27 protein-coding genes and 1 tRNA gene are annotated in these 25,854 nt (G+C 55.2%); 16 read left to right on the top strand and 12 right to left on the bottom strand.

Going from position 1 to position 25,854, the window contains the following annotated elements; all coding sequences use genetic code 11:
* Positions 1–61: 61 nt before the first annotated feature.
* Genes AC2FJC_RS04430 through AC2FJC_RS04440 form a run of 3 tightly spaced genes read right to left on the bottom strand, consistent with a single transcriptional unit; the run spans position 62 to position 2,114 of the window.
* Entirely contained in the window at positions 62–1,219 is a 1,158-nt protein-coding gene (locus AC2FJC_RS04430; protein ID WP_496738561.1) for an HD domain-containing protein, read from the bottom strand.
* Positions 1,216–1,461 (bottom strand): hypothetical protein, encoded by a 246-nt coding sequence (locus tag AC2FJC_RS04435; protein ID WP_058271680.1) that lies wholly within the window; start codon positions 1,459–1,461, stop codon positions 1,216–1,218. The genes AC2FJC_RS04430 and AC2FJC_RS04435 overlap by 4 nt, the downstream gene beginning before the upstream one ends.
* Positions 1,461–2,114, bottom strand: a complete 654-nt coding sequence (locus AC2FJC_RS04440; RefSeq protein WP_058271679.1) for an alpha/beta hydrolase — start codon at positions 2,112–2,114, stop codon at positions 1,461–1,463. Before AC2FJC_RS04440 ends, AC2FJC_RS04435 begins: the two co-directional genes overlap by 1 nt.
* 177 nt (positions 2,115–2,291) lie before the next feature.
* On the opposite strand from AC2FJC_RS04440, the gene iscR reads away from it, so the two are divergent.
* The 9 genes from iscR (at position 2,292) to AC2FJC_RS04485 (ending at position 9,922) form a co-directional block, all read left to right on the top strand.
* Positions 2,292–2,750, top strand: a complete 459-nt coding sequence (gene iscR / locus AC2FJC_RS04445) for a Fe-S cluster assembly transcriptional regulator IscR (protein ID WP_058271678.1) — start codon at positions 2,292–2,294, stop codon at positions 2,748–2,750.
* A gap of 60 nt (positions 2,751–2,810) precedes the next feature.
* The gene (locus AC2FJC_RS04450; RefSeq protein WP_496738562.1) at positions 2,811–3,854 is read left to right on the top strand and encodes a cysteine desulfurase family protein; all 1,044 of its coding nucleotides are present in this window, start codon (positions 2,811–2,813) and stop codon (positions 3,852–3,854) included.
* Positions 3,855–3,871: 17 nt separating this feature from the next.
* Entirely contained in the window at positions 3,872–5,392 is a 1,521-nt protein-coding gene (gene sufB, locus AC2FJC_RS04455) for a Fe-S cluster assembly protein SufB (protein WP_496738563.1), read from the top strand.
* Between the two features lie 69 nt (positions 5,393–5,461).
* Positions 5,462–6,217 (top strand): Fe-S cluster assembly ATPase SufC, encoded by a 756-nt coding sequence (gene sufC / locus AC2FJC_RS04460; RefSeq protein WP_496722939.1) that lies wholly within the window; start codon positions 5,462–5,464, stop codon positions 6,215–6,217.
* The gene (locus tag AC2FJC_RS04465; protein WP_496738564.1) at positions 6,217–7,497 is read left to right on the top strand and encodes a SufB/SufD family protein; all 1,281 of its coding nucleotides are present in this window, start codon (positions 6,217–6,219) and stop codon (positions 7,495–7,497) included. The genes sufC and AC2FJC_RS04465 overlap by 1 nt, the downstream gene beginning before the upstream one ends.
* Complete coding sequence (locus AC2FJC_RS04470; RefSeq protein ID WP_496738565.1) at positions 7,497–7,982, top strand: YIP1 family protein; 486 nt, start codon at positions 7,497–7,499, stop codon at positions 7,980–7,982. The genes AC2FJC_RS04465 and AC2FJC_RS04470 overlap by 1 nt, the downstream gene beginning before the upstream one ends.
* Positions 7,979–8,545, top strand: a complete 567-nt coding sequence (locus AC2FJC_RS04475; protein WP_496722935.1) for a Yip1 family protein — start codon at positions 7,979–7,981, stop codon at positions 8,543–8,545. Before AC2FJC_RS04470 ends, AC2FJC_RS04475 begins: the two co-directional genes overlap by 4 nt.
* 13 nt (positions 8,546–8,558) lie before the next feature.
* A complete protein-coding gene (locus tag AC2FJC_RS04480) occupies positions 8,559–9,779 on the top strand; it encodes a cysteine desulfurase (protein WP_496738566.1) in 1,221 nt (406 codons plus the stop codon).
* Between the two features lie 66 nt (positions 9,780–9,845).
* Positions 9,846–9,922, top strand: a tRNA-Arg gene (locus tag AC2FJC_RS04485).
* A 158-nt stretch (positions 9,923–10,080) separates the two neighbouring features.
* Here the strand turns inward: AC2FJC_RS04485 and AC2FJC_RS04490 are convergent.
* Complete coding sequence (locus AC2FJC_RS04490) at positions 10,081–11,142, bottom strand: YaaC family protein (protein WP_496738567.1); 1,062 nt, start codon at positions 11,140–11,142, stop codon at positions 10,081–10,083.
* Between the two features lie 306 nt (positions 11,143–11,448).
* A complete protein-coding gene (locus AC2FJC_RS04495; RefSeq protein WP_496738568.1) occupies positions 11,449–12,543 on the bottom strand; it encodes an NAD(P)/FAD-dependent oxidoreductase in 1,095 nt (364 codons plus the stop codon).
* A gap of 74 nt (positions 12,544–12,617) precedes the next feature.
* Between AC2FJC_RS04495 and AC2FJC_RS04500 the strand changes: the two genes are divergently transcribed.
* A complete protein-coding gene (locus tag AC2FJC_RS04500; protein WP_496738569.1) occupies positions 12,618–12,953 on the top strand; it encodes a winged helix-turn-helix transcriptional regulator in 336 nt (111 codons plus the stop codon).
* A 160-nt stretch (positions 12,954–13,113) separates the two neighbouring features.
* On the opposite strand, the gene AC2FJC_RS04505 is transcribed toward AC2FJC_RS04500, so the two are convergent.
* Entirely contained in the window at positions 13,114–13,290 is a 177-nt protein-coding gene (locus AC2FJC_RS04505; RefSeq protein WP_496738570.1) for a hypothetical protein, read from the bottom strand.
* Between the two features lie 285 nt (positions 13,291–13,575).
* The gene (mepK, locus tag AC2FJC_RS04510) at positions 13,576–14,145 is read right to left on the bottom strand and encodes a peptidoglycan L,D-endopeptidase MepK (RefSeq protein ID WP_496738571.1); all 570 of its coding nucleotides are present in this window, start codon (positions 14,143–14,145) and stop codon (positions 13,576–13,578) included.
* A gap of 354 nt (positions 14,146–14,499) precedes the next feature.
* On the opposite strand from mepK, the gene AC2FJC_RS04515 reads away from it, so the two are divergent.
* Genes AC2FJC_RS04515 through AC2FJC_RS04530 form a run of 4 tightly spaced genes read left to right on the top strand, consistent with a single transcriptional unit; the run spans position 14,500 to position 18,740 of the window.
* Positions 14,500–16,104 carry a L,D-transpeptidase family protein gene (locus AC2FJC_RS04515; protein WP_496738572.1) on the top strand — a complete coding sequence of 535 codons (1,605 nt, stop codon included), beginning with the start codon at positions 14,500–14,502 and terminating at the stop codon, positions 16,102–16,104.
* Positions 16,105–16,140: 36 nt separating this feature from the next.
* Positions 16,141–17,232, top strand: a complete 1,092-nt coding sequence (lpxD, locus tag AC2FJC_RS04520) for a UDP-3-O-(3-hydroxymyristoyl)glucosamine N-acyltransferase (protein ID WP_496738573.1) — start codon at positions 16,141–16,143, stop codon at positions 17,230–17,232.
* A 32-nt stretch (positions 17,233–17,264) separates the two neighbouring features.
* On the top strand, positions 17,265–17,522 hold the full coding sequence (locus AC2FJC_RS04525; protein WP_496738574.1) for an acyl carrier protein: 258 nt from the start codon (positions 17,265–17,267) through the stop codon (positions 17,520–17,522).
* A gap of 9 nt (positions 17,523–17,531) precedes the next feature.
* Positions 17,532–18,740 carry a beta-ketoacyl-[acyl-carrier-protein] synthase family protein gene (locus tag AC2FJC_RS04530; RefSeq protein ID WP_496738575.1) on the top strand — a complete coding sequence of 403 codons (1,209 nt, stop codon included), beginning with the start codon at positions 17,532–17,534 and terminating at the stop codon, positions 18,738–18,740.
* Positions 18,741–18,803: 63 nt separating this feature from the next.
* On the opposite strand, the gene AC2FJC_RS04535 is transcribed toward AC2FJC_RS04530, so the two are convergent.
* Positions 18,804–19,412, bottom strand: coding sequence for an invasion associated locus B family protein (locus tag AC2FJC_RS04535; RefSeq protein ID WP_496738576.1), 609 nt, complete (start codon positions 19,410–19,412; stop codon positions 18,804–18,806).
* A gap of 430 nt (positions 19,413–19,842) precedes the next feature.
* Here AC2FJC_RS04535 and AC2FJC_RS04540 point away from each other — a divergent pair, with 430 nt between their 5' ends.
* Positions 19,843–21,384, top strand: a complete 1,542-nt coding sequence (locus AC2FJC_RS04540; RefSeq protein WP_496738577.1) for a helicase HerA-like domain-containing protein — start codon at positions 19,843–19,845, stop codon at positions 21,382–21,384.
* 41 nt (positions 21,385–21,425) lie between these two features.
* Here the strand turns inward: AC2FJC_RS04540 and AC2FJC_RS04545 are convergent, their stop codons facing one another.
* The 4 genes from AC2FJC_RS04545 to AC2FJC_RS04560 form a co-directional block, all read right to left on the bottom strand.
* On the bottom strand, positions 21,426–21,677 hold the full coding sequence (locus AC2FJC_RS04545) for a hypothetical protein (protein WP_496722924.1): 252 nt from the start codon (positions 21,675–21,677) through the stop codon (positions 21,426–21,428).
* Between the two features lie 187 nt (positions 21,678–21,864).
* Entirely contained in the window at positions 21,865–23,178 is a 1,314-nt protein-coding gene (locus AC2FJC_RS04550) for a branched-chain amino acid ABC transporter permease (protein WP_496738578.1), read from the bottom strand.
* The gene (locus tag AC2FJC_RS04555; protein WP_496721802.1) at positions 23,175–24,185 is read right to left on the bottom strand and encodes a branched-chain amino acid ABC transporter permease; all 1,011 of its coding nucleotides are present in this window, start codon (positions 24,183–24,185) and stop codon (positions 23,175–23,177) included. Before AC2FJC_RS04555 ends, AC2FJC_RS04550 begins: the two co-directional genes overlap by 4 nt.
* Positions 24,186–24,421: 236 nt before the next feature.
* Positions 24,422–24,793, bottom strand: coding sequence for a hypothetical protein (locus AC2FJC_RS04560; RefSeq protein ID WP_496738579.1), 372 nt, complete (start codon positions 24,791–24,793; stop codon positions 24,422–24,424).
* Positions 24,794–25,083: 290 nt separating this feature from the next.
* Between AC2FJC_RS04560 and AC2FJC_RS04565 the strand changes: the two genes are divergently transcribed.
* On the top strand, positions 25,084–25,683 hold the full coding sequence (locus AC2FJC_RS04565; RefSeq protein WP_496738580.1) for a hypothetical protein: 600 nt from the start codon (positions 25,084–25,086) through the stop codon (positions 25,681–25,683).
* Positions 25,684–25,854 lie beyond the last annotated feature (171 nt).

Here is a 25,854-nt window from a genome sequence, read left to right on the forward strand (position 1 = left end):
AGGTTTAAGTGCCTGCCGGAACGATTGGAAAAGGGGCCTTTGTGCCCCTTTTTCTAATAGCTCAACCGACAGTGTTTTCTGAAAAATACGTGCTCAGTTGCGGTCGCAACCATGACCACAGCGCTGGTGCGCCGCGATTGATCGGCGTTCCTACACGCTGTTCTATCTGGGCAAAGGTCACGTTGTAGTCCACCCAGGATCCTCCACCCGTTTCAAGGTTTCCGACCGGGGTTTGAAACCGATCGATCGCCTTGGCAAATCGCGCGTCTGGCGTCTCGGCCGCCTCGAACTCCTCCCATAGCGTCCGGAAGGCGTGCTGCGGTGTCTCGGGCAACAACCCGAACAACCTGTCGGCTGCTGCCTTTTCCTCGGCTTCTTGTGCGGCGTGGTCGACTTGTCCGTGGATGGGATGATCTCCGGCATCAATTTCGACGATGTCATGCAGTAGAAGCATTTTCAGGACTTGGTCCAGCGATACACCGGGCTGCGCGTATTCCGCCAAAACCCAAGCAAACAGCATGATGTGCCAGGAATGTTCGGCCGAGTTCTCAAACCGATCGTCAGACAACAGGCGCGAGGCGCGGTAAACGGACTTCAGGCGGTCTGCCTCAGTCAGAAAAGCCAGCCGTTCAGAAAACGCAGTTTCGGGCGTTGACTGCGCGTGCAGCATGGCGCTGGCCAGAGCGTGTGCTTGGGGGAATTCCCGTGCCAAATACGCGGCGCGACCACTGCAGAGGTTTTCCCGCGCTACTTCAACATGATCCGGGTTGGGGGTTGGCGAACACAAGACTTGAAACAGCGGTTGGCATCGGTCCAGATACTTGGCGAATTTCGCGTCCGGCGTCGCGTCGGCCTCGAACTCTTCCCACAGGGCTTGAAACGCAGACGTCTGATCGTCCGGCAAGAGACTAAACAACTCGTCCGCCGCCGCGCGCTCGGCGCGTTCCACGGCGTTCCAATCGGTTTCCAGGTGAATGGGGTGATCGCCGACGATGATCTCAACCAGATCGTGCAACAGCAGCATGCGTATGACGCGGTTAATGTTAACGTCGTCACCCGCCAACGGCTCCATCGTCAATGCCCATAAGGCCAGGTGCCAGCTGTGTTCTGCAGAGTTTTCAGGGCGGGACCGATCCAGGAGCGCATTGGCGCGATCGACCGACTTCAGCCTGTCCGCGCGTTTCAGGAATTCAAGTTGCGCGGACAGTCTTTCAGTCATTTCTTTTCAATCGCTTTCACCTGGGATCGATGTTTGGTCAGTGCGTCGATGACAAACTTGCGCGCTTTGCGTTCAGCGATGCGTACACGCATTTCGGTCAAAAAGGCCTCTTCCAAGGTCTGGGAGGAGGCGCCCAAAAGCTCTCCCACCTCGACAAAGAAACGATCATTGCCGGTTTCGTCCATCACCTTCATTGTGTCCTCGGCCAGTTTGGCCGCAAGCGTTGTGATGGTATTCGACATTAGCGCGTGTTCTCGGTCAGGCGACGCTTCACATAGTCACTGACATCGGTGATCAGCGTGTCCATGTGACGGTCCTGGAAGAAGTGATCAGCACCCTCAACCTCGTTATGGGTGATGGTGATGCCCTTTTGTTCGTGCAGTTTGTTGACCAGCGACGTGGTGTCGGCGGGCGGGGCCACACGGTCGGACGAGCCGTTGATGATCAGGCCGGACGAAGGGCAGGGGGCCAAGAACGAGAAGTCATACATGTTGGCTGGTGGCGACACGCTGATAAAGCCCGTAATTTCTGGGCGGCGCATCAGCAGCTGCATTCCGATCCAGGCACCGAACGAGAAGCCGGCAACCCAGCAGTGCTTGGAGTTGTTGTTCATCGACTGCAGATAATCCAGCGCTGACGCGGCATCGCTCAGCTCACCGATGCCCTGATCGTATTCGCCTTGGCTGCGGCCCACGCCGCGGAAGTTAAAGCGCAACACGGTAAAGCCCATGTTGTAAAACGCATAGTGCAGATTATAGACCACCTTGTTGTTCATGGTCCCGCCGAATTGTGGATGCGGGTGCAGCACGATGGCAATCGGTGCGTCTTTTTCCTTTTGCGGGTGGTAGCGGCCTTCCAGGCGGCCTTCGGGTCCGGGAAAAATCACCTCGGGCATGTGTGCTTTGGTCCTGTCTTTTTCTTCCTGATGCCACGATATACTTGACGGTAATCGTAAGGCACTTTAGAACGGTTCTAATTATGATGCTTTGCGCAAGGCGCTGCCTGTCGGAGATACGCACTGGCGGCGGCGGCGTCAATGTTTTCGCTTATAACCTGCCATGAGGGAAAGACAATGAAGCTTTCGACAAAGGGTCGTTACGCGATGGTTGCACTGGCTGATATTGCTCTACAGCCCTCGGACCGCCTGGTGACGCTTAGCGAAATTTCCGAACGTCAGGACGTCTCGCTTCCTTATCTCGAGCAGCTTTTCGTCAAATTGCGCCGGGCCGAACTGGTATCGTCCGTACGTGGACCGGGCGGCGGGTATCGTCTGGCGCGGCCTGCTTCCGAGATTCGGGTGGTCGAAGTTCTGGCGGCCGTGGATGAAACCGTGGACGCGCTGCAAAAAGGTGCCGGGGCATCTGGGGCATCCTCGGGCAGCCGGGCGCAGTCTTTGACCAACCGTCTTTGGGAAGGTCTTAGTGCGCATGTCTACGTCTTTTTGCACCAGACGCGCTTGTCCGACGTGATCAAGAACGACCTGGCACCGTGCCCGGCAGTTCCCAGTCTGTTTTCCATCGTTGATGAGTAATCTGATGCTGTTTGCCTCTTGGGTTTCTTCCCCGCTTTGCGACCAGGAAAAGATGTATCCATGAATCGTATTTTTCTGGATCATAACGCAACAACACCGCTACGCCCCGAGGCCCGTGAGGCCATGGTGGCAGCGATGGATTTGTGCGGGAACCCTTCGTCCGTTCACGCCGAAGGCCGCGCGGCCAAGGCTCTGATCGAACGGGCAAGGGCGCAGGTTGCGGCCGCATTTGGTGCGGATGGGGCAGACGTTGTATTTACATCGGGTTCGACCGAAGGGGCCGCGCTGACATTGGCCAATCGTGATTTGCACGGGTCCGCGATTGAGCATGACGCGATCAGATCATGGATCAACGAAGACTTGCTCACGTCGCAATCCGGTCAGGTGGATGTGTCAAACCCCGAGCAGTCGACCCTGCAATTGGCGAATTCCGAGACGGGGATTGTCCAATCTTTGCCAAACGGATTGGCCGTGACGGATGCGACACAGGCCTTTGGCAAGTTGCCGGTGGCCTTTAACTGGCTGGGCGTCCAGATGGCGTTGATTTCGGCCCACAAGATGGGCGGACCGAAAGGGATTGGCGCGGTGGTGATGAAACGTGGCACCGAACTGCCTGCAATGATCAAAGGCGGTGGGCAAGAGATGGGCCGACGGTCAGGTACCGAAAATGTCATTGGAATCGCGGGGTTCGGGGCGGCAGCTGAAGCGGTGGCGCGGGATCTTTCTAATGGTATCTGGGAACAGGTTCGTGAATTTAGAAATATTCTAGAAAATGCCCTTGAGGCTGGTTCTAAATCTACTATTTTTGTCGGGAAAGGTCAGGACCGCCTTCCGAATACCTCGTGTTTCGCAACCCCCGGCTGGAAGGGCGAAACGCAGGTCATGCAGATGGATCTGGCAGGTTTTGCTATCAGTGCAGGTTCTGCCTGTTCCAGCGGCAAGGTCCGGGCAAGCGCGGTGCTGACCGCGATGGGTTTTGATGAGGTCACAGCAGCAAGCGCCATCCGCGTGTCTCTGGGACCTTTGACCACTGAAGATGATGTGCTGCGTTTCGCCGAAACGTGGCTTGAAAAAGAAAAGAAGCATCGCGCGCGCGCCGCGTGATCTGACGGAGGTGTCATATGGCCGCTTTGGACCAGACCCAGGTAAAAGAGGGTGTCGATCAGGAAACCGTGGATGCGGTACGCGAGGTCAGTACCTACAAATACGGTTGGGATACCGATATCGAGATGGAGTACGCGCCCAAGGGCGTGAACCCGGATATCGTCCGGCTGATCTCGGAAAAGAATGAAGAGCCCGAATGGATGACCGAATGGCGTCTGGCGGCCTTCGAACGCTGGACCAAGATGGACGAGCCGCACTGGGCTATGGTCCACTATCCCAAGATCGACTTTCAGGACCAGTATTACTATGCCCGCCCCAAGTCGATGGAGGAAAAACCCAAATCGCTGGATGAGGTCGATCCCAAGCTTCTGGCCACATACGAAAAGCTTGGTATCCCTCTGAAAGAGCAGATGATTCTGGCCGGCGTCGAAGGCGCTGAGGATATGCCTGCCGAAGGGCGCAAGGTGGCCGTGGATGCGGTGTTCGACTCGGTTTCGGTTGGCACGACCTTTCAGGACGAACTGGCCAAACACGGTGTGATCTTCTGTTCGATCTCAGAGGCGATCAGGGAACACCCTGAACTGGTTAAGAAGTACCTTGGCACAGTGGTTCCCGTCTCGGACAACTTTTACGCCACGCTGAACTCGGCCGTGTTCTCGGATGGCTCGTTTGTCTACATCCCGCCAGGCGTGCGCTGCCCGATGGAGCTGAGCACCTATTTCCGCATCAACGCGGAAAACACGGGTCAGTTCGAACGCACATTGATCATCGCGGACAAAGGTTCTTACGTTTCCTATCTGGAAGGCTGTACGGCACCGCAGCGCGATACAGCTCAGCTGCACGCCGCGGTTGTTGAGATCATCATCGAAGAAGATGCCGAGGTAAAATACTCGACCGTTCAAAACTGGTTCCCCGGGGATGAAAACGGCAAGGGCGGTATCTACAACTTTGTGACTAAGCGCGCCGATTGCCGGGGTGATCGGTCCAAGGTGATGTGGACCCAAGTGGAAACCGGATCCGCCGTGACCTGGAAGTACCCGTCCTGCATCCTGCGCGGTGATGAAAGCCAGGGTGAGTTTTACTCGATCGCCATTACCAACAACATGCAGCAAGCTGATACCGGCACCAAAATGGTGCATCTGGGCAAGAACACCAAGTCGCGCATCGTGTCGAAAGGGATCAGCGCGGGTAAAGCGCAGAACACCTATCGTGGTCTGGTTTCGATGCACCCGAAGGCGAAGGACAGCCGCAACTACACCCAGTGTGACAGCTTGCTGATCGGTGATAAATGCGGGGCCCATACGGTGCCGTATATCGAGGTCCGTAACAATTCATCGCGCGTGGAGCATGAGGCGACGACATCCAAGGTAGATGACGATCAGCTGTTCTACTGCCGTCAGCGCGGCATGGACGAGGAAGAAGCCGTGGCGCTGGTCGTCAATGGGTTCTGCAAGGACGTCCTGCAAGCATTGCCGATGGAGTTCGCCATGGAAGCGCAGCAGCTGGTGGCCATCAGCCTTGAAGGATCAGTGGGTTAACCCTTATTCCTCCGAATTCAGAATATATCGGGGCCGGATGGCCCCTTGCGGTACGCAAAAGGACAAAAAATGCTGGAAATCAAAAACCTGCACGTGAAACTTGAGGAAGAAGAAAAGCAAATCCTCAAAGGCGTCGACTTGACCGTCGAGGCTGGCAAGGTGCATGCGATCATGGGGCCGAACGGCTCGGGCAAGTCGACGCTCAGCTATGTGCTGTCGGGCCGCGATGGGTATGAAGTGACCGAAGGCTCTGCCACACTGGAAGGTGCAGACCTTTTGGAGATGGAGCCGGAAGAGCGCGCTGCGGCGGGTATCTTTTTGGCGTTCCAGTACCCCGTGGAAATCCCGGGCGTTGGTAACATGACCTTCCTGCGCACAGCCGTGAACGCACAGCGCAAGGCGCGGGGCGAAGATGAACTGTCGGCGGCTGATTTCCTGAAGGAAGTGCGGGCCAAGGCAAAATCGCTGAAAATCGACGCGGACATGCTCAAGCGTCCAGTAAACGTTGGCTTCTCAGGCGGTGAGAAGAAGCGGAACGAAATCCTGCAGATGGCGATGCTGGAACCCAAGATGTGCATCCTGGACGAAACGGATTCGGGTCTGGACGTCGATGCGATGAAACTGGTGGCCGAAGGCGTGAACGCGCTGCGTGATGAAGGCCGTGGTTTCCTGGTCATCACCCACTATCAACGCCTGTTGGACCACATCAAACCTGATGTTGTGCATATCATGGCGGACGGTCGCATCGTTAAAACCGGTGGTCCCGAACTGGCGTTGGAAGTTGAAAACAACGGCTATGCCGACATCCTGGCCGAGGTGAACTGATGGCTTTGCCCGAAGTAAAACAAACCGCGACCGAGGCACGGCTGGCCACGCTGACCATGCCCGAAGCCGGGTGCACCCGCGCCGCGCGCGAAGACGCGCTGGCCCGCGTGCTGGAAATGGGTCTGCCGGGGCGGCGCGACGAATATTGGAAGTACACGCGCCCCGACACCCTTATCTCGGCCGAGCAGCCGCATGCCGCTTTGTTCCACTCAGACGAGCCGCTGCTGTTTGGCAATCTCGACCGATTGAAGATCGTTTTCATCGACGGTGTGTTCAGCGCCGAAGAGTCGGATGATCTGGAACTGGAAGGTGTCAATATCGACCGGATCGAGGATATCTGCTGCAAGGATATCCACTGGGCCAAAGAGTTGTACGGCGTTCTGGAATCGCGCGGGCAATCCCCGGTTCAGCGGCCGTTGGCTGCTTTGAATACGGCCTTTGCCGCAGACGGCGTTGCGATCCACGTCACCGGCAAACCGTCCAAGCCGATCAGCCTGATCTATCGCCATGCATCCGAGACCTCGGACGCCATGCTGCACCACATCATCCGTGTCGAAAGTGGCGCTGAGGTGACGGTTCTGGAAAACGGTCCTGCGGCATCGCGGTTCAACAAATGCATCGAGATCGACATCGCCGATGGCGGTACGCTGCATCACGTGCGTGCGCAGGGCAGGGACCATGAACGTCGCGCTGCGACTCACATGTTCACGCGGTTGGGACGGGAATCTGTCTTTAAGTCCTTCACGCTGACGGTGAATGGAGTTTTGACCCGCAACGAACAGGTGATCGAACTGACCGGCGACGACGCTATTGCTCATGTGGCAGGCGCCTGCGTAGGTGATGGTGATTTCCACCATGACGACACGGTTTTCGTCACCCATGACGCGGTGAACTGCGAAAGCCGTCAGGTCTTTAAGAAAGTTCTACGCAACGGCGCGACCGGCGTGTTCCAGGGCAAGATCCTGGTCAAGGAAGGCGCACAGAAGACAGACGGCTATCAGATCAGCCAGTCCTTGCTGCTGGATGATGACAGCCAGTTCCTCGCCAAGCCCGAACTTGAGATCTATGCCGACGATGTTGCGTGTTCGCACGGCTCGACCTCGGGTGCGATTGATGAGACGGCGCTGTTTTACCTGCGTTCGCGTGGGGTTTCGGTTAAGGACGCCACCAATATGCTGACGCTGGCATTTTTGGCCGAAGCCGTCGATGAGATCGAGGATGAGGTATTGGCTGAGGCCATCGTAAACCGCCTTGAAGGCTGGCTGTCGCGACACATCTGATGCCTTTGACCTCGGATATCGTGGCCACCTATCGGGGGCCGGGTCGTGTCGTGCGGCGGCTTCTTGATCTAGGCCCGCGCGAGGACCGGGCGCTGATGTTTGTCATGGCGTTTTGCATTGTGGCATTCATAGCGCAATTGCCCAGCCTTGCGCGACGCGCGCATATCGAAGGGCTTCAGCTGGATATGCTGATGGGCGGTGCCTTGATGGGCACTGTCATTATTCTGCCTCTGTTTTTCTACCTGCTGGCCTTTGTCTCATACGGTGCGGCCCGATTGGTTGGCGGTCAGGGGACGTCTTATGGCGCTAGATTGGCTCTGTTCTGGGCGCTATTGTCCTCAACACCTCTGGTTTTGTTGAATGGTTTGGTCGGCGGTTTCATAGGATCTGGCCCGGCCCTGACACTCGTCGGGATCGTTTGGTTCGCAGTGTTCCTGTGGTTCTGGCTGGCAGGTCTCAGCCAAGCGCAAAGGCGGCAAGAATGAATCCCACTGGCTTTGTCGATCTTGCGATCTTGACCCTGACACACCCCGCCCAAGCGGCCCGACGCCTTTTGGACATGCGGCCGGGGCGTGAAATCCTATGGCTGGCTTTCTTTCTGGCTGTGGTGCTGAACGGCCTTGTGCAACTGGGTATTGATCACTTGATTCCGGTCCCCAATGGTGAATCCGTACCCCCACCTACGCCGGTGTTCCTGGGTCTGGTCCGATCTGCGGGCGCCATGTTGCTCAGCGTCGGGGCATTCCTGTTCGTGGGGCGGTTACTGGGTGGCCGTGCAACATTCGATGACATTCTGACGCTGACGATCTGGCTGCAATACCTTCAGATCGCTGCGATGGTTATCACGCTGGTCATCACCATCGTGCTGCCGTTTTTGATGCTGATGTTTTTGCTGGCCACGGCGATTATCAGCCTTTACGTCACGCTCCATTTTCTGAATGAAGCGCATCAGTTCGGTTCGCTTGCTAAATCCTTCGGGGTCATCGTGTTATCTGCTTTGATTGCGGTGCCCTTTGTCCTCGCATTAACGCCCGGCGGCCCCGTATAGGGAATAAAAGACCATGTATGACGTGCAGAAAATCCGCTCAGACTTTCCAATCCTGTCTCGGGAAGTGAACGGCAAGCCGTTGACCTATCTGGACAATGGCGCATCGGCGCAGAAACCGCAGGTCGTGATTGATGCGGTGACACGGGCATATTCCGAAGAATACGCGAATGTTCACCGCGGCCTGCATTACCTGTCCAATCTGGCGACCGAAAAATACGAATCCGTTCGCGGAACCATCGCCCGTTTTCTGGGCGCGGCGGACGAGGATGAAATTGTCTTGAACTCAGGCACGACCGAAGGCATCAATCTGGTCGCCTATGGCTGGGCCATGCCGCGCATGCAGGCCGGGGATGAGATCGTGCTGAGCGTGATGGAACACCACGCCAATATCGTTCCCTGGCATTTCCTGCGCGAACGTCAGGGCGTCGTCCTGAAATGGGTCGACGTGGACGCTGACGGTGGCCTTGACCCGCAGGCCGTGATCGACGCGATCGGTCCCAAGACCAAGCTGGTTGCAGTGACGCAATGTTCGAACGTGTTGGGCACGGTGGTCGATGTCAAAGCGATCACAGAAGGCGCGCACGCAAAAGGCGTACCGGTGTTGGTCGATGGCAGCCAGGGTGCCGTGCACATGCCTGTCAATGTCGCTGATATCGGATGCGATTTCTATGCAATTACTGGCCACAAGCTTTATGGCCCTTCGGGGTCGGGTGCGATTTACATCAAATGCGAACGCATGGCCGAGATGCGCCCCTTTATCGGTGGCGGCGACATGATCAAAGAGGTCAGCAAGGACCAGGTGATCTACAACGACCCGCCAATGAAGTTTGAGGCCGGAACGCCCGGTATTGTCCAAACCATCGGTCTGGGTGTTGCGCTGGATTACATGATGGATCTGGGGATGGAAAATATCGCCGCTCATGAGGCCGGGTTGCGCGACTATGCCATGCAGAAACTGACCGGTTTGAATTGGTTGCAGGTTCAGGGCACACGCCCGGACAAGGCCGCGATCTTCAGCTTTACGATGGACGGGGCGGGGCACGCACATGATGTCTCGACCATTTTGGACAAGAAAGGCGTAGCTGTTCGTGCCGGGCACCACTGTGCCGGTCCGCTCATGGATTTCTACGGTGTTACCGCGACTTGCCGCGCTAGCTTTGGTCTGTACAACACCACGGACGAGGTCGACATACTGATCGACGCGCTGGAATTGGCACATGATTTGTTTGCGTGAAACCTGGCCAATCCAGAAAGATTTGCAGTTGCACCCGGATCGGAACAAGGTTAGCTAACGGCCAAGGCACCTGTAGCTCAGCTGGATAGAGCGCTGCCCTCCGAAGGCAGAGGCCAGAGGTTCGAATCCTCTCAGGTGCGCCACTCAATTTTCATAAGTAATTGAATTTATTAGATAATTTTTATTTTCACTTTGAAAAATGTTGCGGAGCCAAAAAATCCCGCAACATTTCCCGCAACATTTCCCGCAACATATAGATCGGGTTGATTTCAGTTGGTGCCCTGCGTGCAGCAAAGCTACGCTAAGGATTGGCTTTAGGTTTTGGCGTTCCTGTAAGAGATCTCTCCAAATTCTTCGGAAAATCGCGTTCGATAGATTCAATTGCTGAGAAAATAAGTGGTCTCGCGGAGTCGCCTACGCCACCTGCAACGATCCTCATCCAACCCGACGGGAAATATCGAACTAACATCCCCAATAAGTAGGACGTTAAGTATAATTTGAAGAATTCATTCATTTTGTCCCCATTGGGGAAATCGCTAAAAATCATCATGTTTTCACCCGAGCCGAAATGTGAAACGGGCATCGTCGAATAGAACTTATCCCTATCCGTACGATCTAAAATAAGCGCGTCACGCGCGCCTTCACCTTGTTTAAATCCCGGGCATGATGCTTGAGAAGAGCCTATTCTGACGCCGTCTAGACCTGACAATCCTGAAAACGCTTCCGGAATTCCAACGAATGGAAACGCGATGTGTAGTCCGTCCGACATTGAAGAAATGCGGGGCAAGGCGTATTGGGCAGTGCGCCCTGTTATCGGTGCGAAACTTGATGCAGTCGACTGCAAGCGTGACAACAGATCACCAAGCGTCAAGCAGCTACGGTCATCCGCAAAGCTAATTTTGCCGAGGTTATGCCCGTCTGAACCAATTGTGCTTGTGGCACCCTGAAAGGAACGGAAAGTCACCAAATTCCAGCAAGTTTCTTCGAGCTCTTGGAAAGTTCCTTTTCCATTACTGCGTATTTTCAAGTCCAAGATGTTGTGAATACCCGACTGGAGTGTCTCACGCCAGTTGACCTCTTCTAGCCCGTGGCTAGGCTTGAGGGATTCTTCTTTCTTTTCTTTATTGTTAAGAAGAATTGCTCCTCGGCAATATGTTAAGACGGAATAGTACAGTAGCAGTGGTTTTACACTAATTCCCACGCTGGACGCGTTCTCGTGTAATTCTCGGGCTTGCACAAAACAGGCATTTATTTGAGAAATCTTGGTAGCATTCGCCGATCCACCGTGGGCCCTTTTGTACCAAGTCTTTACGTAGTCGTGAGATTCAAAATGGGACAAGCGTTTTAACGTGTCTTTCGGCATGAACAACTTTCAGAATTTGATCAATGTGATGGGCGGGACAGTACGTAACACAGTAGATGCAGCCAAGCCCTCAGTTTCCTAAAACCAACGACCACGATCCCGCAACAAATCCCGCAACATTTTTTTGAAGGGATAGGTATAAAGCATTGTAAAATAATAGTAAAAACTCATGCCAGAATCTTCTCAGGTGCGCCATTACTATTAATGGCTTACGGCTAGCTGGGTGATGATTTTGCCCTCTTAAGCCCGCTTTCGCTTCGGCATTCAATTGATCGGGCCGGGAAATGCACCAGCTCAGAACTGCCGCTATCGTGAAAGACCGAATACCTTGCGATACTTTGGGATAAAAAGCTCTTTTCCCTTCATCTTGCGGGTGATCCAATCGCCAACCGTCGCAAAGAGCCAACTATTGCCGACATGAGGTCCCAGCGGAACGAGGATTGGTGCCTTCTTCCAAGGCGCATAGGGCTTTTGATCTTCGACCGCCTGTCCCTTCAACACCTGTTTCAATGTCTTGATCAACCATGGGTTTTGTCTGGTGATCGCGACAATCGTCATACCGTCACCAATGTCGGCGATGTCGCCCGCGATGAAGACATTCGGAAAACCCGACGGGCGCATCCATTTGTCGGTCTTGACCCGACCGGATGGTAGAGCATTCACGCCAGGCAAAGTCTGAATCAAGGCCGAATTTGGTTTTGATCCGACGACCGGAAACACCAGATCAGCCGAGACAACCCGGCCATCCGTCAGTTTCACTGATCCCGCGTAAGGCATATCCATACGCTGTAGATCCTCGGCCCTTTGACCAAGCACGACAGATACACCGGCGCGTTCAAGTTTGCGTTTGATCTGGTTGCCAAACTTAGCGGGATACATCGGGAAAAGGGTGTCGTCCGACGAAATCAAAGTGATGTCCTTGTCCGGTCGTGCCGCAGCAATTTCCCCCGCCAGTTCTGTGCCAACAGCACCAGCCCCGACGATTGCCACCGATTTCGCGGCTGCCAATTGCGCGCTGACATCCGCGCTGGCCCGACGAAAATCATCGATGCTGTCGCCCGATGGTTTGAACGGTGCCGCATAGGACGAACCTGTGGCCACGACGATGAAATCAGCGGGATGGACATTGCCATCTTCCAGGGTCACTTCGGTTTGAGACACCGATACAGCGCGGCCACGCACGACCCGCCCGGTCTTTAGCAGGCGATCATACGGCAGAACGATCTGATCCAGCAAAGCAGGATCCAAGAGCGCCCGGATTGTTGCCGGCGGCTGCACAAAAGCTTCGCGTTGCTCGATCAGTGTGACATCGGCATGCGCATCCAATTCTTTGGCAACTTCAAAGCCGACATATCCGCCACCAACAATCACTACCTTCTTCTTACTCATCCCAATCCTCATTGCATTTGGGTGTTCCGGGCAGTAGTTAGAAATACGTGATCAAAACGACAAGTACGGTCATTTAGGATACTGTCATGACAACTCTCGAATCGAAAGAGAATTGCCTTATCGAGCCGTTGATCGAAGCGATTTCGGGTAAGTGGAAACTTTTGATTGTCTATTGGCTGGCGCAGGAAACCTCGCGGTTCAATCAGCTTCAGCGAAACCTTGGCAGCATAACGCACCGGACACTGACCCGCCAGCTAAGTGAGTTGCAAGAAGCGGGCTTTGTTTCACGCAAAGACTTCAAAACCATCCCGCCCCATGTGGAATACAGCCTGACGCCTTTAGGGCAAAGTTTGATACCGCTGCTGCAGGCGATGCATGACTGGGGGGCGAGCAACGCGGACCTGCTGCGCGATCCGAAATGATGGCACTGCAGTAAGCTGAGCCGCAATAGCGGGCGTACTGCCATTCGTCACAAATAGGTCGAGGAAGGTGCGCTGAGGCAGCGGCATCCAGAAACCCACAAGCGCTGGCGCCCTTCCGCGGAACGAAGCCGCGCGTGCACCCCAATACCAGACGGGGCAGTTATACCAGAACCAAAAGCAGATAGGCGGCAAGGGCCACTACAATGGAAAACAAAACCACCGGCGGCGGTCTATCAGTATCCTTGAGTTCTTGCTGAAACGAACCGGCGTAGTACGCCAGATAAAGCGCGGCAACCAGCAGGAACAAAGCTATGACTTTGGTGACAATCGAAATCATTAATCTTTCCTCTAACGCCGCAATATGACTCCTTTCTCGTAAAAAATCTCTTCATAAAGTCGCGATATTTTTCATCATGTTATGAACTTGTCGGTGAGACACGAATGGTGGCTCACCAAAGAATGATGTTTCCAAGTTCGTGAAATTACTTTTTTGGCCGCCAATTCCGGACTTGTAAGCGCGGCAATTGGCAATCCCGTATCCGGGCAAAACATGTGCGCAGGTCGTCCAAAAAACAAAGAGCGCCCAAGGGCGCTCGTCGTTTAGAAACAGTTTGGGTGTCTTTTAGCCGCCCCAGCTGCGAACCTCGCCGCAATCCATATGGACGAAGTTCGAGCGGTGGTACTTGCCAACACCGCCAGCGCGGCAGGACATGGCTGCTTTGGCCATCTGGGACACGGAACGAGACGACAGGCGTAAGTCAGCAGCCTGACCTTTCATGTGCAGCGAGTTCTTGGCCACACGGCGCGAACGAGACCGCAACATTGCATTGGTTTGGGGGGAGCGGTAGCCGGACAAAAGAGTGTAGGGTTCACTCACGTCCAGAAGATTGTGAGAGGCTGCCATGATGTCGATGGTACGCAGGTCCATGGACTTGGCCTGGTCAGTGCGCCAATCGCGCATGAAGTGGTTCACTTCTTTGACAGCGTCCTTGATGTATTTTCCGTCGACCCAATAGATCATATCGATCCGTTCGCCCGTGCGGCCCGAATACATACGGATACGACGGATATCGCCGCCACCGCGCAAAAAACCTGCTGCATTGGAATAAGTCGGTGCTGCTACAACTGCTGTTGCAGCGAATGCGCCCAATAGGGCACGCCGGGTCAAGCCCGATGTACTGCTCGTGGTCATTTCGTTTCGTCCCGTACTGTTCCTGCCTGCACACGATGTTACGCGCGCGATCTTAATTTTTTCCCATCCCAGATGCGGGATTTATGACACAGTCCGAAAAGCCAGCCAAGAAATCTTTCACATTCATCTTTTCAAGGGGGAATTTTAGGCGAATTTTTGCGCAGGTGATGCAAATCGGTATACTATTGAGGCAATTAGGCGTTCGCGCAACATGGCCGATGCAAACGCGCATCAGGCTCGGATGGATGCTTTGGATTGATGTATTTGTGAATGGACAAAACGTCCAGCTGAAAACCATATTCGTTCGGAACGCGCCTCAGAACGCGCAAAGTATTGAATAATCAAGGTCATCCCATGCGAGCACTTTATCAGTTGCCTAAAAGTCTTATCTTCGCCGCTTGCATTACGGCGTCAGCCTCTGTGGCAAGTGCCCAGTCGGCACCCGGAACGGCATTTCAAATGGCTGTTGCCGAGTTTGCGCCTGCAGGTTCGGGCCTGGCAGAGTTCTATCGTACCAACGCGTTTGCGCCAATCTGGGTCGGAGACACGCCAGAACACGAGGCGCGTAGGGCGCGGTTGATCAAGGCTTTGTCGACTACGAACCTGCATGGTTTGCCAGAAGGGGCTTATGACGTTCAGTCGATTGTTTCAAAGATGCAGGACGCCAGATCGCTGCGGGACTTGGGTGCGGTTGAAATCGAACTGAGCAAGGCGTTTGTCAGCTACGCAAGTAATTTGTTTTCGGGCGCATTGCGTCCTGCGCAGATCGACGATGGGCTGGTCCGGAAGGTGTCGCGTCGGTCAGTCAATGACCATTTGCAGGGCCTGCTTACTGCGGAGGGTGACGGGTATTTCGATCAACTCGCGCCGCAGTCCACCCAGTACCGAGCATTGATGAAACAGAAAATCGCGCTGGAAGCTTTGGTCAACCAAGGCGGTTGGGGTGCCGGTGTGCCCGTGGGTAAGTTGGAGTATGGCGATACCGGACCTAATGTAGTTAAGCTGCGTAACCGTCTGATCACAATGGGGTATCTAAGCCCGACCGCAAGCCCCGAGTTTGATGAGGCAATGCTTGTTGCTATCAAAGACTTCCAGCAAGCGCATGGTCTGGCCACAGATGGTGTCGCCGGAGAGGGCACGATCACCGAACTTAACCGCACGGCGTCCGAGCGTTTGAAGGCCGTGTATGTTGCACTGGAACGCGAACGCTGGTTGCCGCGGGAACGGGGTGAGCGGCACATTCTGGTCAACCAAGCCGACTTTTCGGCCAAGATCGTGGACGATGGCCGGGTTACCTTTGAAACCCGCGCCGTGATCGGCAAGAACGTGCATGACCGTCGTAGCCCGGAGTTTTCGGACGAGATGGAGCATATGGTCATCAACCCCAGTTGGTATGTACCGCGCTCGATCATCACCAAGGAATATCTGCCAAAACTGCAGTCAAATCCAAACGCCGTAGGTCACATCCAGATCACAGATCGCAGCGGTCGTCTGGTTAATCGGGGCGCGGTTGATTTCACCCAGTTCAACACCAGAAACTTCCCGTTTGCTATGCGTCAACCCCCGAGCAAAAGCAACGCGCTGGGGTTGGTGAAGTTCATGTTCCCCAATAAGTACAACATCTATCTGCATGATACACCTCAGAAATCTTTGTTTGCACGTGAGACGCGGGCGTTCTCGCACGGGTGTATCCGTTTGGCGCAACCTTTTGAGTTTGCCTATGCGCTTTTGGCCAAGCAGGAAAAGGACCCAAAGGCGTTTTTCCACCGGATACTGGCGTCCGGCAAGGAAACGACTGTCTCGCTGGAACAGCATGTTCCGGTTCATCTGATCTATCGCACCGCTTATATTGGTCCGAAAGGTGAGGTTCAGTACCGCCGTGATGTCTATGACCGGGACCGGAAAATCTGGGACGCTCTGCAAAAAGCAGGGGTAGCCCTGCCGGACGTTCAGGGGTAATCACCGGGGGCAGGTCCTTAATTCGGGAAGCCCGTCATGCAGTACACTATTCAGCAAATCGCCGAAGCCTTGGGCTCGGACTGTCAGGGTGAAGTTGGCCTTGTTATAGAGCGCGCCGCAGAACCGGTCGATGCCGGGCCGTCTGACCTGGCAATGGCGATGTCGCCGAAATACGCGGACGCGCTTAGCACGGGTGCCGCCCGCGCCGCCGTTTTGTGGGAAGGTGCGGATTGGCAGGCTCTGGGGTTGGAGGCCGCGGTTTTTGTGCCGCGTCCACGCATGGCGATGGCAGGTATCACGGCAATGCTGGATCGCGGGCAGGGAGTTCAGCCGGGCATTCACCCCTCTGCCGTAATCGACCCAACGGCGGAGATAGGCGAGGGTGCCTCGATCGGTCCATTGGTAGTTGTTGGTGCCGGTGCGCGTATCGGTAAGAATGCGGTCATCGGGCCACATTGCGTGATCGGTCTGGATGCCGTTCTGGGTGACCACGCCTTTCTGCGCGAGATGGTGAGTATCGGAGCACGTGCTCAGATCGGTGACCGTTTCATTGCCCAACCCGGTGCGCGGATCGGCAGCGACGGTTTCAGCTTTGTGACGCCCGAGGTATCAGGCGTGGAAAACGCCCGCAAATCCATGGGCGATCAGGGTGAAGCCCGGGCGCAAAGCTGGCTCCGCATTCATTCTTTGGGTGCCGTCGAGATTGGCGATGATGTCGAAGTTGGTGCGAATTGCACCGTGGACAATGGGACCATCAGGAACACACGCATCGGCGATGGTTCAAAGCTCGATAACCAGGTTCATATTGGGCACAACACGCGTGTTGGGCAGGATTGCTTGCTATGCGGGCAATCCGGTGTTTCCGGGTCAGTCGACATTGGAAACAACGTTGTTTTGGGCGGGCAGACCGGCGTGTCGGACAATATCTTTATCGGCGATGGTGTGATTGCGGGCGGGGGCACAAAAATCCTGTCCAACGTTCCCAAAGGGCGTGTGGTTATGGGTTATCCGGCCATCAAAATGGAAACGCATACAGACATTTACAAAGCACAGCGCCGGCTGCCGCGATTGGCGCGTGACGTTGAGGCGCTGAAAAAGGCTGTTTCCAAACAGCCTCCGAGCGATTAAATCAACCACAACATGATAATTAGAGGATCGACATGAGCATCAGCGACCGCGTCATCGCAATCATTGCAGAGCAGGCCGTGCTGGAGCCGTCGGATGTGACACCCGAAAGCACGCTCGAAGATCTTGGCATCGATAGCCTTGGTCTGGTCGAAAGCATTTTCGCCATCGAGGAAGAGTTCGATATCTCGATTCCGTTCAACGCCAACGAGCCGAGCGCCAGCGATTTTGACATCTCGAATGTCGCGGCCATCATCACCGGTATCGAAAAGCTGGTGTCGGAAAAGGTCTGACATAATCCTATGAAACGCGTCGTTATCACCGGGGCCGGTACTATCAATTCACTGGGCCATTCGGTGCCTGATACGTTAGAGGCTATGCGCGAAGGGCGCTGTGGTATCTCTGCGCTTGAATTTCGCGATGTTGAAAGACTGGCCATTCAGATCGGCGGCCAGGTCCGCGGGTTCGAGGCTGAGGGGCGGTTTAATCGCCAGCAAATGACGCTGTATGATAGGTTCACCCAATTCACGCTGACGGCGGCCAAAGAAGCGATTGATCAATCCGGGATCGAATTCCACGGCGACCTCGCGGCCCGTTCCGGCGTTGTGCTGGGAACCGCTGGCGGCGGCGTTTCGACCTGGGATGACAACTACCGTTCCGTTTATGAAGATGGCAAAAACCGGGTGCACCCGTTTGTCGTTCCCAAGCTGATGAACAATGCGGCGGCCAGCCACGTCTCGATGGAGCATAATCTCAAAGGGCCAAGTTTTACGGTGTCGACGGCCTGTGCCTCGTCCAACCACGCAATGGCGCTGGCATTCCAGATGGTACGCAGCGGTGCCGCTCCAGCGATGCTGACCGGTGGGTCAGAGTCGATGTTGTGTTTTGGTGGTGTCAAAGCCTGGGAAGGGCTGCGCGTCATGTCCAAAGACGCCTGCCGTCCGTTCAGCGCGAATCGCAATGGCATGGTGCAGGGCGAAGGCGCAGGTGTCTTCGTGTTCGAAGAATTCGAGCACGCCCGCGCCCGTGGGGCTAATATCCTGTGTGAGGTCGTGGGTTTTGCGATGTCGTCAGATGCGTCGGACATTGTCATGCCCAGCAAGCAGGGCGCCGCACGCGCCATGTCGGGCGCGCTTGCGGATGCAGGGTTAAGCGCGGACAGCGTCGGATATATCAACGCACATGGGACCGGAACCGCGGCCAATGACAAGACAGAATGCGCGGCCGTGGCCGGTGTCTTTGGTCCTCATGCGGACGAACTGATGATTTCTTCGACCAAGTCGATGCACGGCCACCTTATCGGTGGCACCGGCGCGGTCGAACTGCTGGCCTGTATCATGGCACTGCGGGATGGCGTGATCGCTCCGACCATCGGCTATGAAGAGCCGGACCCCGAATGCGCGCTGGATGTTGTGCCAAACGAAGCCCGCGAGGCGAAAGTAGACGTGGCACTTAGCAACGCCTTTGCTTTTGGCGGGCTGAATGCCGTTATTGCCCTGAAACGCATTTAACTTCTGATTTCAAACAAAGACGCCGCCGGTAAATCCCGGCGGCTTCTTTAGTTTAGTGAAACCTCAGTTCTGTAGAACTTTCAATCCTTCAAAACCTGCGGTGAATCCTGACAGCGATAATTCCAGTTGCAGTAGTTGGTTTGGTGCGAGAACCGACACAAGCGACAAGGTCGCTTTGGATCCGACCTTCATTGCGTTCACGTCACCCTCGGTAAAGCCCATCTGCGCGACGCAACCAACTGGGTTACAGTGGTGGTAGTCGTAGCGCTTGCCCGGAGCACCATCGATTGAAAGCGCCAGCTGCGCCTGTAGCATCGTTTCCAGCGGGACAACCACAGTTGCTCCGGCAACCGCAGCCACGCCTTCGGGCAGTTTTTCCAGAGTGATTTCCGCGATCGGCTGGCCTTGCTCGCCGGTCAGGATCTGACGCATCACGCAGGGGTCTTCATCGGTATCGGTATTGATGCACAGGATCGCCCAGTCGCCCTTTTCTTCCTTAACGTATTGTTCGCCGACGCGCGGACCGGTTTCACCCAGGTCCAGATTACTGCCGACCTCAGTTTGCGAGGTCTGGGGCTGTTGTTCGGTTTCCTGCGTCGTTTCCTGTGCGAACGCGGCTCCGCACCACAAAGCAGTGGTCACCAGGCTGATGGATAGGGTGTTCTTGATCATGATTGCCTCGGTCTTATGTTGGATTTTTTATTCGTCTATCACCCTTACCAGACCCTGTCAGGGGCTAAGGTGGGTCAATTCAACATGTGAACGGTTTTTCGCCGGGTTATCGGAAATGTAGCGCGACGTTAAAAAGAACAAAGGGAGCCGGTGGAGCGGCTCCCTTTATATAATTTTCTCCCCGTCGGACTGGCCGACTTATTTATGCGCAGACGTTACGAAAGGCGGGGGCATCGGTCAACTGAAAACCTGAAATTTTAATGTAACGGCCATGATTTGTGAAAAAAACCGCGCCCGAGGGCGCGGTCAGTCGACAGGGAGGAAATATGCCGCCCCGTAACCTTAGCCACAAGGCAGCAATTAGACTTTCGCAGTTAAAGGTTAACTTTGTATGCTGGCCGCAGATCGGTGGAAATAAGGCCTTACATTCATGGACCAAAACATATTCTTGGGCGGCGGTGGCAACGACTACGGCCAACCGCAGTCGCTGACGCTGAAATATGCCAACCGCCACGGCATGATCGCGGGGGCGACGGGAACAGGTAAAACGGTGACACTGCAAATTCTGGCCGAGGGGTTTTCCCAGGCCGGTGTTCCGGTTTTCCTGTCTGACGTCAAAGGGGACCTGTCCGGTCTGGCCAAGGCGGGCAGCGAAGGTCACAAGCTTCACAAAGCGTTTCAGGATCGCGCCCAGCGGATAGGCTTTACCGATTACGCGTATGGCGCGTGTCCGGTCACGTTCTGGGATCTGTTCGGGCAACAGGGACATCCCGTTCGTACAACAGTAACCGAGATGGGACCTCTTCTGCTGTCGCGCCTGATGGATCTGAGCGAAGCACAAGAGGGCATTCTGAACATCGCGTTCCGGGTGGCAGACGAAGAGGGCTTACCGCTATTAGACCTCAAAGACCTTCAGTCCTTGCTGGTCTGGATTGGGGAAAATAGGGCTCAGTTGTCTTTGCGCTATGGCAATGTCTCAACCGCTTCGATCGGGGCTATTCAACGCCGCCTGCTGGTGCTGGAAAACCAAGGCGGCACCAAACTGTTTGGTGAACCCGCATTGGAACTGGCCGATCTGATGCGCGTGGATGAGAACGGGCAGGGCGTCGTGAACATCCTTGCTGCCGACAAGCTGATGGGGTCACCGCGTCTGTACGCAACATTCCTGCTGTGGTTGCTAAGCGAGCTGTTCGAAGAACTGCCGGAAGTTGGCGACCCGGACAAACCCAAACTGGTGTTCTTCTTCGACGAAGCGCATCTGCTGTTCGATGATGCGCCCAAGGTTCTGGTGGACAAGGTCGAACAGGTCGCCCGCCTCATTCGCTCCAAGGGGGTGGGTGTCTATTTCATCTCGCAGAATCCGGCGGACGTTCCAGAAGACATTCTTGGCCAGCTGGGCAACCGGGTGCAGCATGCCTTGCGCGCATTCACGGCGCGGGATCGCAAGAACCTGCGACTTGCAGCAGAAACCTATCGTGAAAACCCAGCCTTCGACACCGAAGAGGCGATCCGTGAGGTTGGTGTCGGTGAGGCCGTGACCTCGATGTTGCAGAAAAAAGGCGTGCCAGGGATCGTAGAACGCACTCTGATCCGCCCGCCGGGAACGCAACTGGGGCCAATCACCAAGGCCGAGCGGAAGGCGCTGATGGATGCGTCAGCGATGAAAGTGAAATACGGGCAGTTGAAGGACCGGAAATCTGCCTTTGAAATCCTTCAGTCCCGCGCAGATGCAGCAGCGCAAGCAGCGGCCGAGGCCGAGGAACAGTTGGAAACGCAATCCACGGCCGAGCGTGAATTTGCGACAGCAAGACGCTATTCCGGCAGCCGGGTTGGGCGGTCATCCTCTCGCGTGATGCGTAAGAAAGACACGTTCGCAACGGCTATGAGTGAGGCCGTGATCAAGGAACTGAAAGGAACAACCGGACGTCGCATTGTGCGCGGCATTCTTGGCGGTTTGTTCAAGGCAAGATAAGGCTAGTGCCGGGCAGGAACCTTCTGCCCGGCACACGTATTTTACTTCAGACGGCGCTGGCCTTCTTGCTTGCAATAGGCGTCCGCTTCGGAGACCGACATTTTGGTGGCCGGGAAGTTGGTCGCTCGATCCCAGATCACACGGTCTGGACGATATAGTTGGCACGTAACTTCACCCTTAGGCGTTTGCACTTTTACCGGGGCCGTTTCCAACTCTTCCGGCGACGGGATACATCCAGCCAGCATGGCGAGCAGCGGGACGGTAAGGGCTATTTTAGTGAAGGAAGTATTCATGTGCACTCTTTTTAAACTCGTAGGTTTCCCGAATGATCGCGGGCCAAGCATCAATTTAGCGTAAATACTGGCCAAAAAGAGGGCTGGATCAAGGCGGTACTGGGATTCGTCTAATCCGTATGCCGTATAAAATCAAGAAACCGCACCAGTCAGTTGGCGCGGTTTCAAGAATTGATGGATTGTGACCTTACTTTTCCGGAATCAAACCCCTTGGACTGAACCTGAGAACAATCAGCAGGATAAGGCCCATGGTGAACAGACGCATATGCGCGGCACTGTCGATCAAATGAGACTTAAGCGCGCTGCCATCCGGCATGCTCGAAGTGATTAGGTTCATGAACCACAATCCCATCGGCTCGACCTGAACCCATAGGAACCAGATCAGGAATGCGCCTAAAACAGCACCGAAATTGTTGCCCGAACCGCCCACAATGACCATCACCCAGACAAGGAACGTAAACCGTAGCGGATTGTATGTGCCCGGCGTAAGTTGCCCGTCCAGAGTTGTCATCATCGCACCGGCGATGCCACAGATGGCCGAGCCGAGCACGAAGATCTGTAGGTGGCGGCGGGTGACATCCTTGCCCATTGCCTCCGCCGCGACCTCATTGTCGCGGATGGCGCGCATCATGCGGCCCCACGGGCTTTTCAACGCCATTTGCGCCATCCACAGCAGGACAAGCAGAACGATCATGAACAGCAGCGAATAGCCCAGTTTGACCGACAGGGTCGACGCGATGACCGGATCCAACCCGAGCCAGTCAGCGCGGGCGACAAAGCTGGGATCGTTTTGCAATTCGACCTCGTAACCAACCACAGGGGCAGGGCGCGGGATGCCGTAGACGTTCTTTACACCTCGGGCCAGCCAATCCTCGTTCTTCATGATCGCAATGATGATCTCGGCAATGCCAAGCGTTGCAATTGCCAGGTAGTCCGAGCGGAGACCCAGCGCCGTTTTTCCGATCAGCCACGCCGCACCAGCAGCCAACAGACCACCCGCAGGCCAGGCCACAAGTACCGGCAGGTTCAAACCGCCGAGGTTGCCGGCAACTGCCGGATCGATTGCTTCAACACCAGCCACGCTGGGATCGAATACCGCGCGGTAAACAAAGAAGCCTACAATAAGAATGGCGACAATCGTCAAGGTTTGGGCGCGGCCCTTTGGCATCCGGGTCGCCACCAGCACCGCTGCCACAACGGTCGCAGCCCCCAAAAGCAAGGAAAAAACGATGCCGTACCCGCCCGAAGACCACGCACCGGGTGTTGGAGCGGTCGATACCAACACAACAGCCAGACCACCCAGCGCCACAAAGCCCATGACGCCGACATTAAAGAGGCCAGCAAATCCCCACTGGAGGTTCACCCCAATCGCCATGATGGCAGAGATCAGCCCCATGTTCAGGATCAGGATTGCGGAGTTCCAGCTTTGTGTGAAACCGGTCAGCAGGATCAAGCCGCCAACGACAACAAAAAGCAGCGTGTTTTTGACAGACTCGGTCATACCGCTTTCCCTTTAAACAGGCCGGTAGGCTTGAACAGAAGCACGATCAGCAAGATGGCAAAGCTGACGGCGAATTTGTAATCGGTGGATAGGAATTGCACTAGTCCCGAAGGCGCCAGACTTTCTGGCGCGACGTAAGTCAGCACCTTTTTCCACGCATAAGTTACGGTGACCTCGGAAAACGCGATAATGAACCCGCCAGCGATGGCGCCCAGCGGGTTGCCAAGCCCGCCGACAATGGCCGAGGCGAAGATCGGCAGCAGAAGTTGGAAATAGACAAACGGCTTAAAGCTTTTGTCCAACCCATAGAGAACACCAGCGGTGGTCGCCAATGCTGCTACGATGATCCAGGTGATCATCACAACGCGCTCGGGGTTGATACCCGAGAGCAGTGCCAGATCCTCGTTGTCGGAATAGGCTCGCATCGATTTGCCCGTGCGGGTTTTGTTGAGAAACCAAAACAGCAGCGCCACCGCGATAACGGCAACTACCAGAGTGATGCCCTGAGAGGTCTTGATCGCAAGCCCTTCACGCAATCCGGTCATCGCCTTGAAATCACGAGCGGATATGATGAACCGTGCGCCGTCGGAAAACCTTTGGTCATCCGGCCCGATGATAAAGCGAACAAGCCCGTTCATGATGAACATGACACCCATCGAGACGATCACAAGGATCACCGGCTTGGCCTTTTGTTCCCGGTAGAACCGATAGACCAACCGATCGGTTACCAGAACAAGTACGATACAGCCCAGGATCGCAAAGGGCAGGGCCAGCAGCGCGGTGGGTAGCGGGCCAAAACTCACGCCGGCGGCTTGCAGGCCCCAGGTAACCAGCACGGCAATCATCGCACCAAAGGCCATCGTGTCGCCATGGGCAAAATTCGAAAACCGCAGGATGCCGTAGATAAGCGTGACCCCTAGCGCGCCAAGCGCCAATTGGCTGCCGTAAGCAACCGCAGGCACGATGACAAAGTTTGCCAGCGCGACTAACGCATTCAATAAGTCCATTTGATCGTCTCGTTCTTTCGGGTGCGGCTTTATGGCATGCGTTTTGCCATTTGCACAATCATTCCCGCGTCTTTTCCGGCGTTAATTTGGGAAATTTTCAACCCGAAAGCGACAAAATCGGCATTGCTCCGATTGCTGATGACAACGGCGTTCTCTTTGTGCGTGTTCAGGCGGGGCTGACCCGCCAGAACGGTTGTGGTTTGGGACCCCAACGGGGCGTATTGGACCTGGTGTCGTCAGCTGACCGTGCAGGTTCCACGCTCGTTTCGGCTGTTGGCTCCCGTTGCCCGGATCGCGAGCGTACCGCTTTCGTCGATAGTGTAACCGACGCTGCCGCCATTGGTGATTTGCAGAAATTCATAAGAACCAAGCCCTTTGAAAACATGCAGCTCGGCAATATCGCCATCGACGCTCAAGGTTCCTTTGGATGCGCCCTCAACACGTTTCAGCATGATTTTCTTGGGCGCTGTGGCAGGGGAACATTTGCCGGACTTGCAAATCTCTTCAATCTGACACTCGTAAACAAACTCAGCTCCCGGTGTATTCTGCGTTGTGGCCTGCGCGACAGCGGGCAGCAACAAGGCAGCAAGAGCGGCCAGATATTTCATATAAGCTCTCCTAAAAGGTGTTGGCCGACAAATCGGTCCATGTGTTGGTAAACCGGCCATTGAAGGGCGCGATTTCTGGGCCTCACTAGGTGGGAAAAATGGCGAGAATTAATCCTTCTGGGGACGGAATTCTGAATGGTGAATTTTCCAGAAACCTGACGCCACGGAATTTATACATTGAAAACTCAGGAAATAATTCAATGACGATAAGTTCGCGGACCGTTCCAGTGTAAGAATTCGCCTTATTCTGGACAGATTTACTGACCGTCGCTGTAACGTTGTGCAAATCCTTGCGTACCGACATTGAAACAACCAGATTCGGGGATGCTCTCAGTAACCAGCAATTTATGGCGTCCGACGTTACGAACTGTATCACGCAACCTCAAGATGAAGTGATCCGCTTGGCGCAACGCTTTGATGTCGGCGGGATATCCCTAGCTTTCCAGAGCGGCTCGCCAGGAAATGCGAAGCCCAACTTACGGAATACGGATCACGTCATGGCGCAGACCCAGCGGCTCCGGGGAACAGAAAGGCAAGACATGAAAAACGCGGCGATTTTGTTTTTAAGTTTGGTAGCGCCAGGTATAGCGGCGGCTCAGAACGATCCTTTGAACGGTGAGGATTTTGTGGTGAACTGCGTCTCGGACAGCACGGGCAACGCGGTGACGCTGGCGCGGTCAGGAGCCACGGACAAGGGGTTCATTGTGACAGACGAGATCAAGGGCGAGGCCACAATCATAGGCGGGCTAAACTCGCTGACGTTTTTGCACATTAAGGATAAAGACGTGATTACCTTTGTCGTCGACTTCGAGAATCTTGACTACGACATGTCGATCAAGGGCCCGCATGCCGCGCAGGACTTTGGGTCCTGTGGTGATCCGATAGGGTGAGTACGGCCCGACTTTCCGTGGACGAAGGCAGGACCATTGAGATGCGCTCTGCCTTCTTCGCGTAACAACACTAGCTAGTGGATGTTCCCAATCCATCGATTTCAAGCATAGATATTCAGCTTGCGCGCTTACAAGAACATGGACGAAATCGATGAGCACAAAAGGGCGTTG

This window comes from Ruegeria sp. CDSB117, from assembly GCF_059611005.1.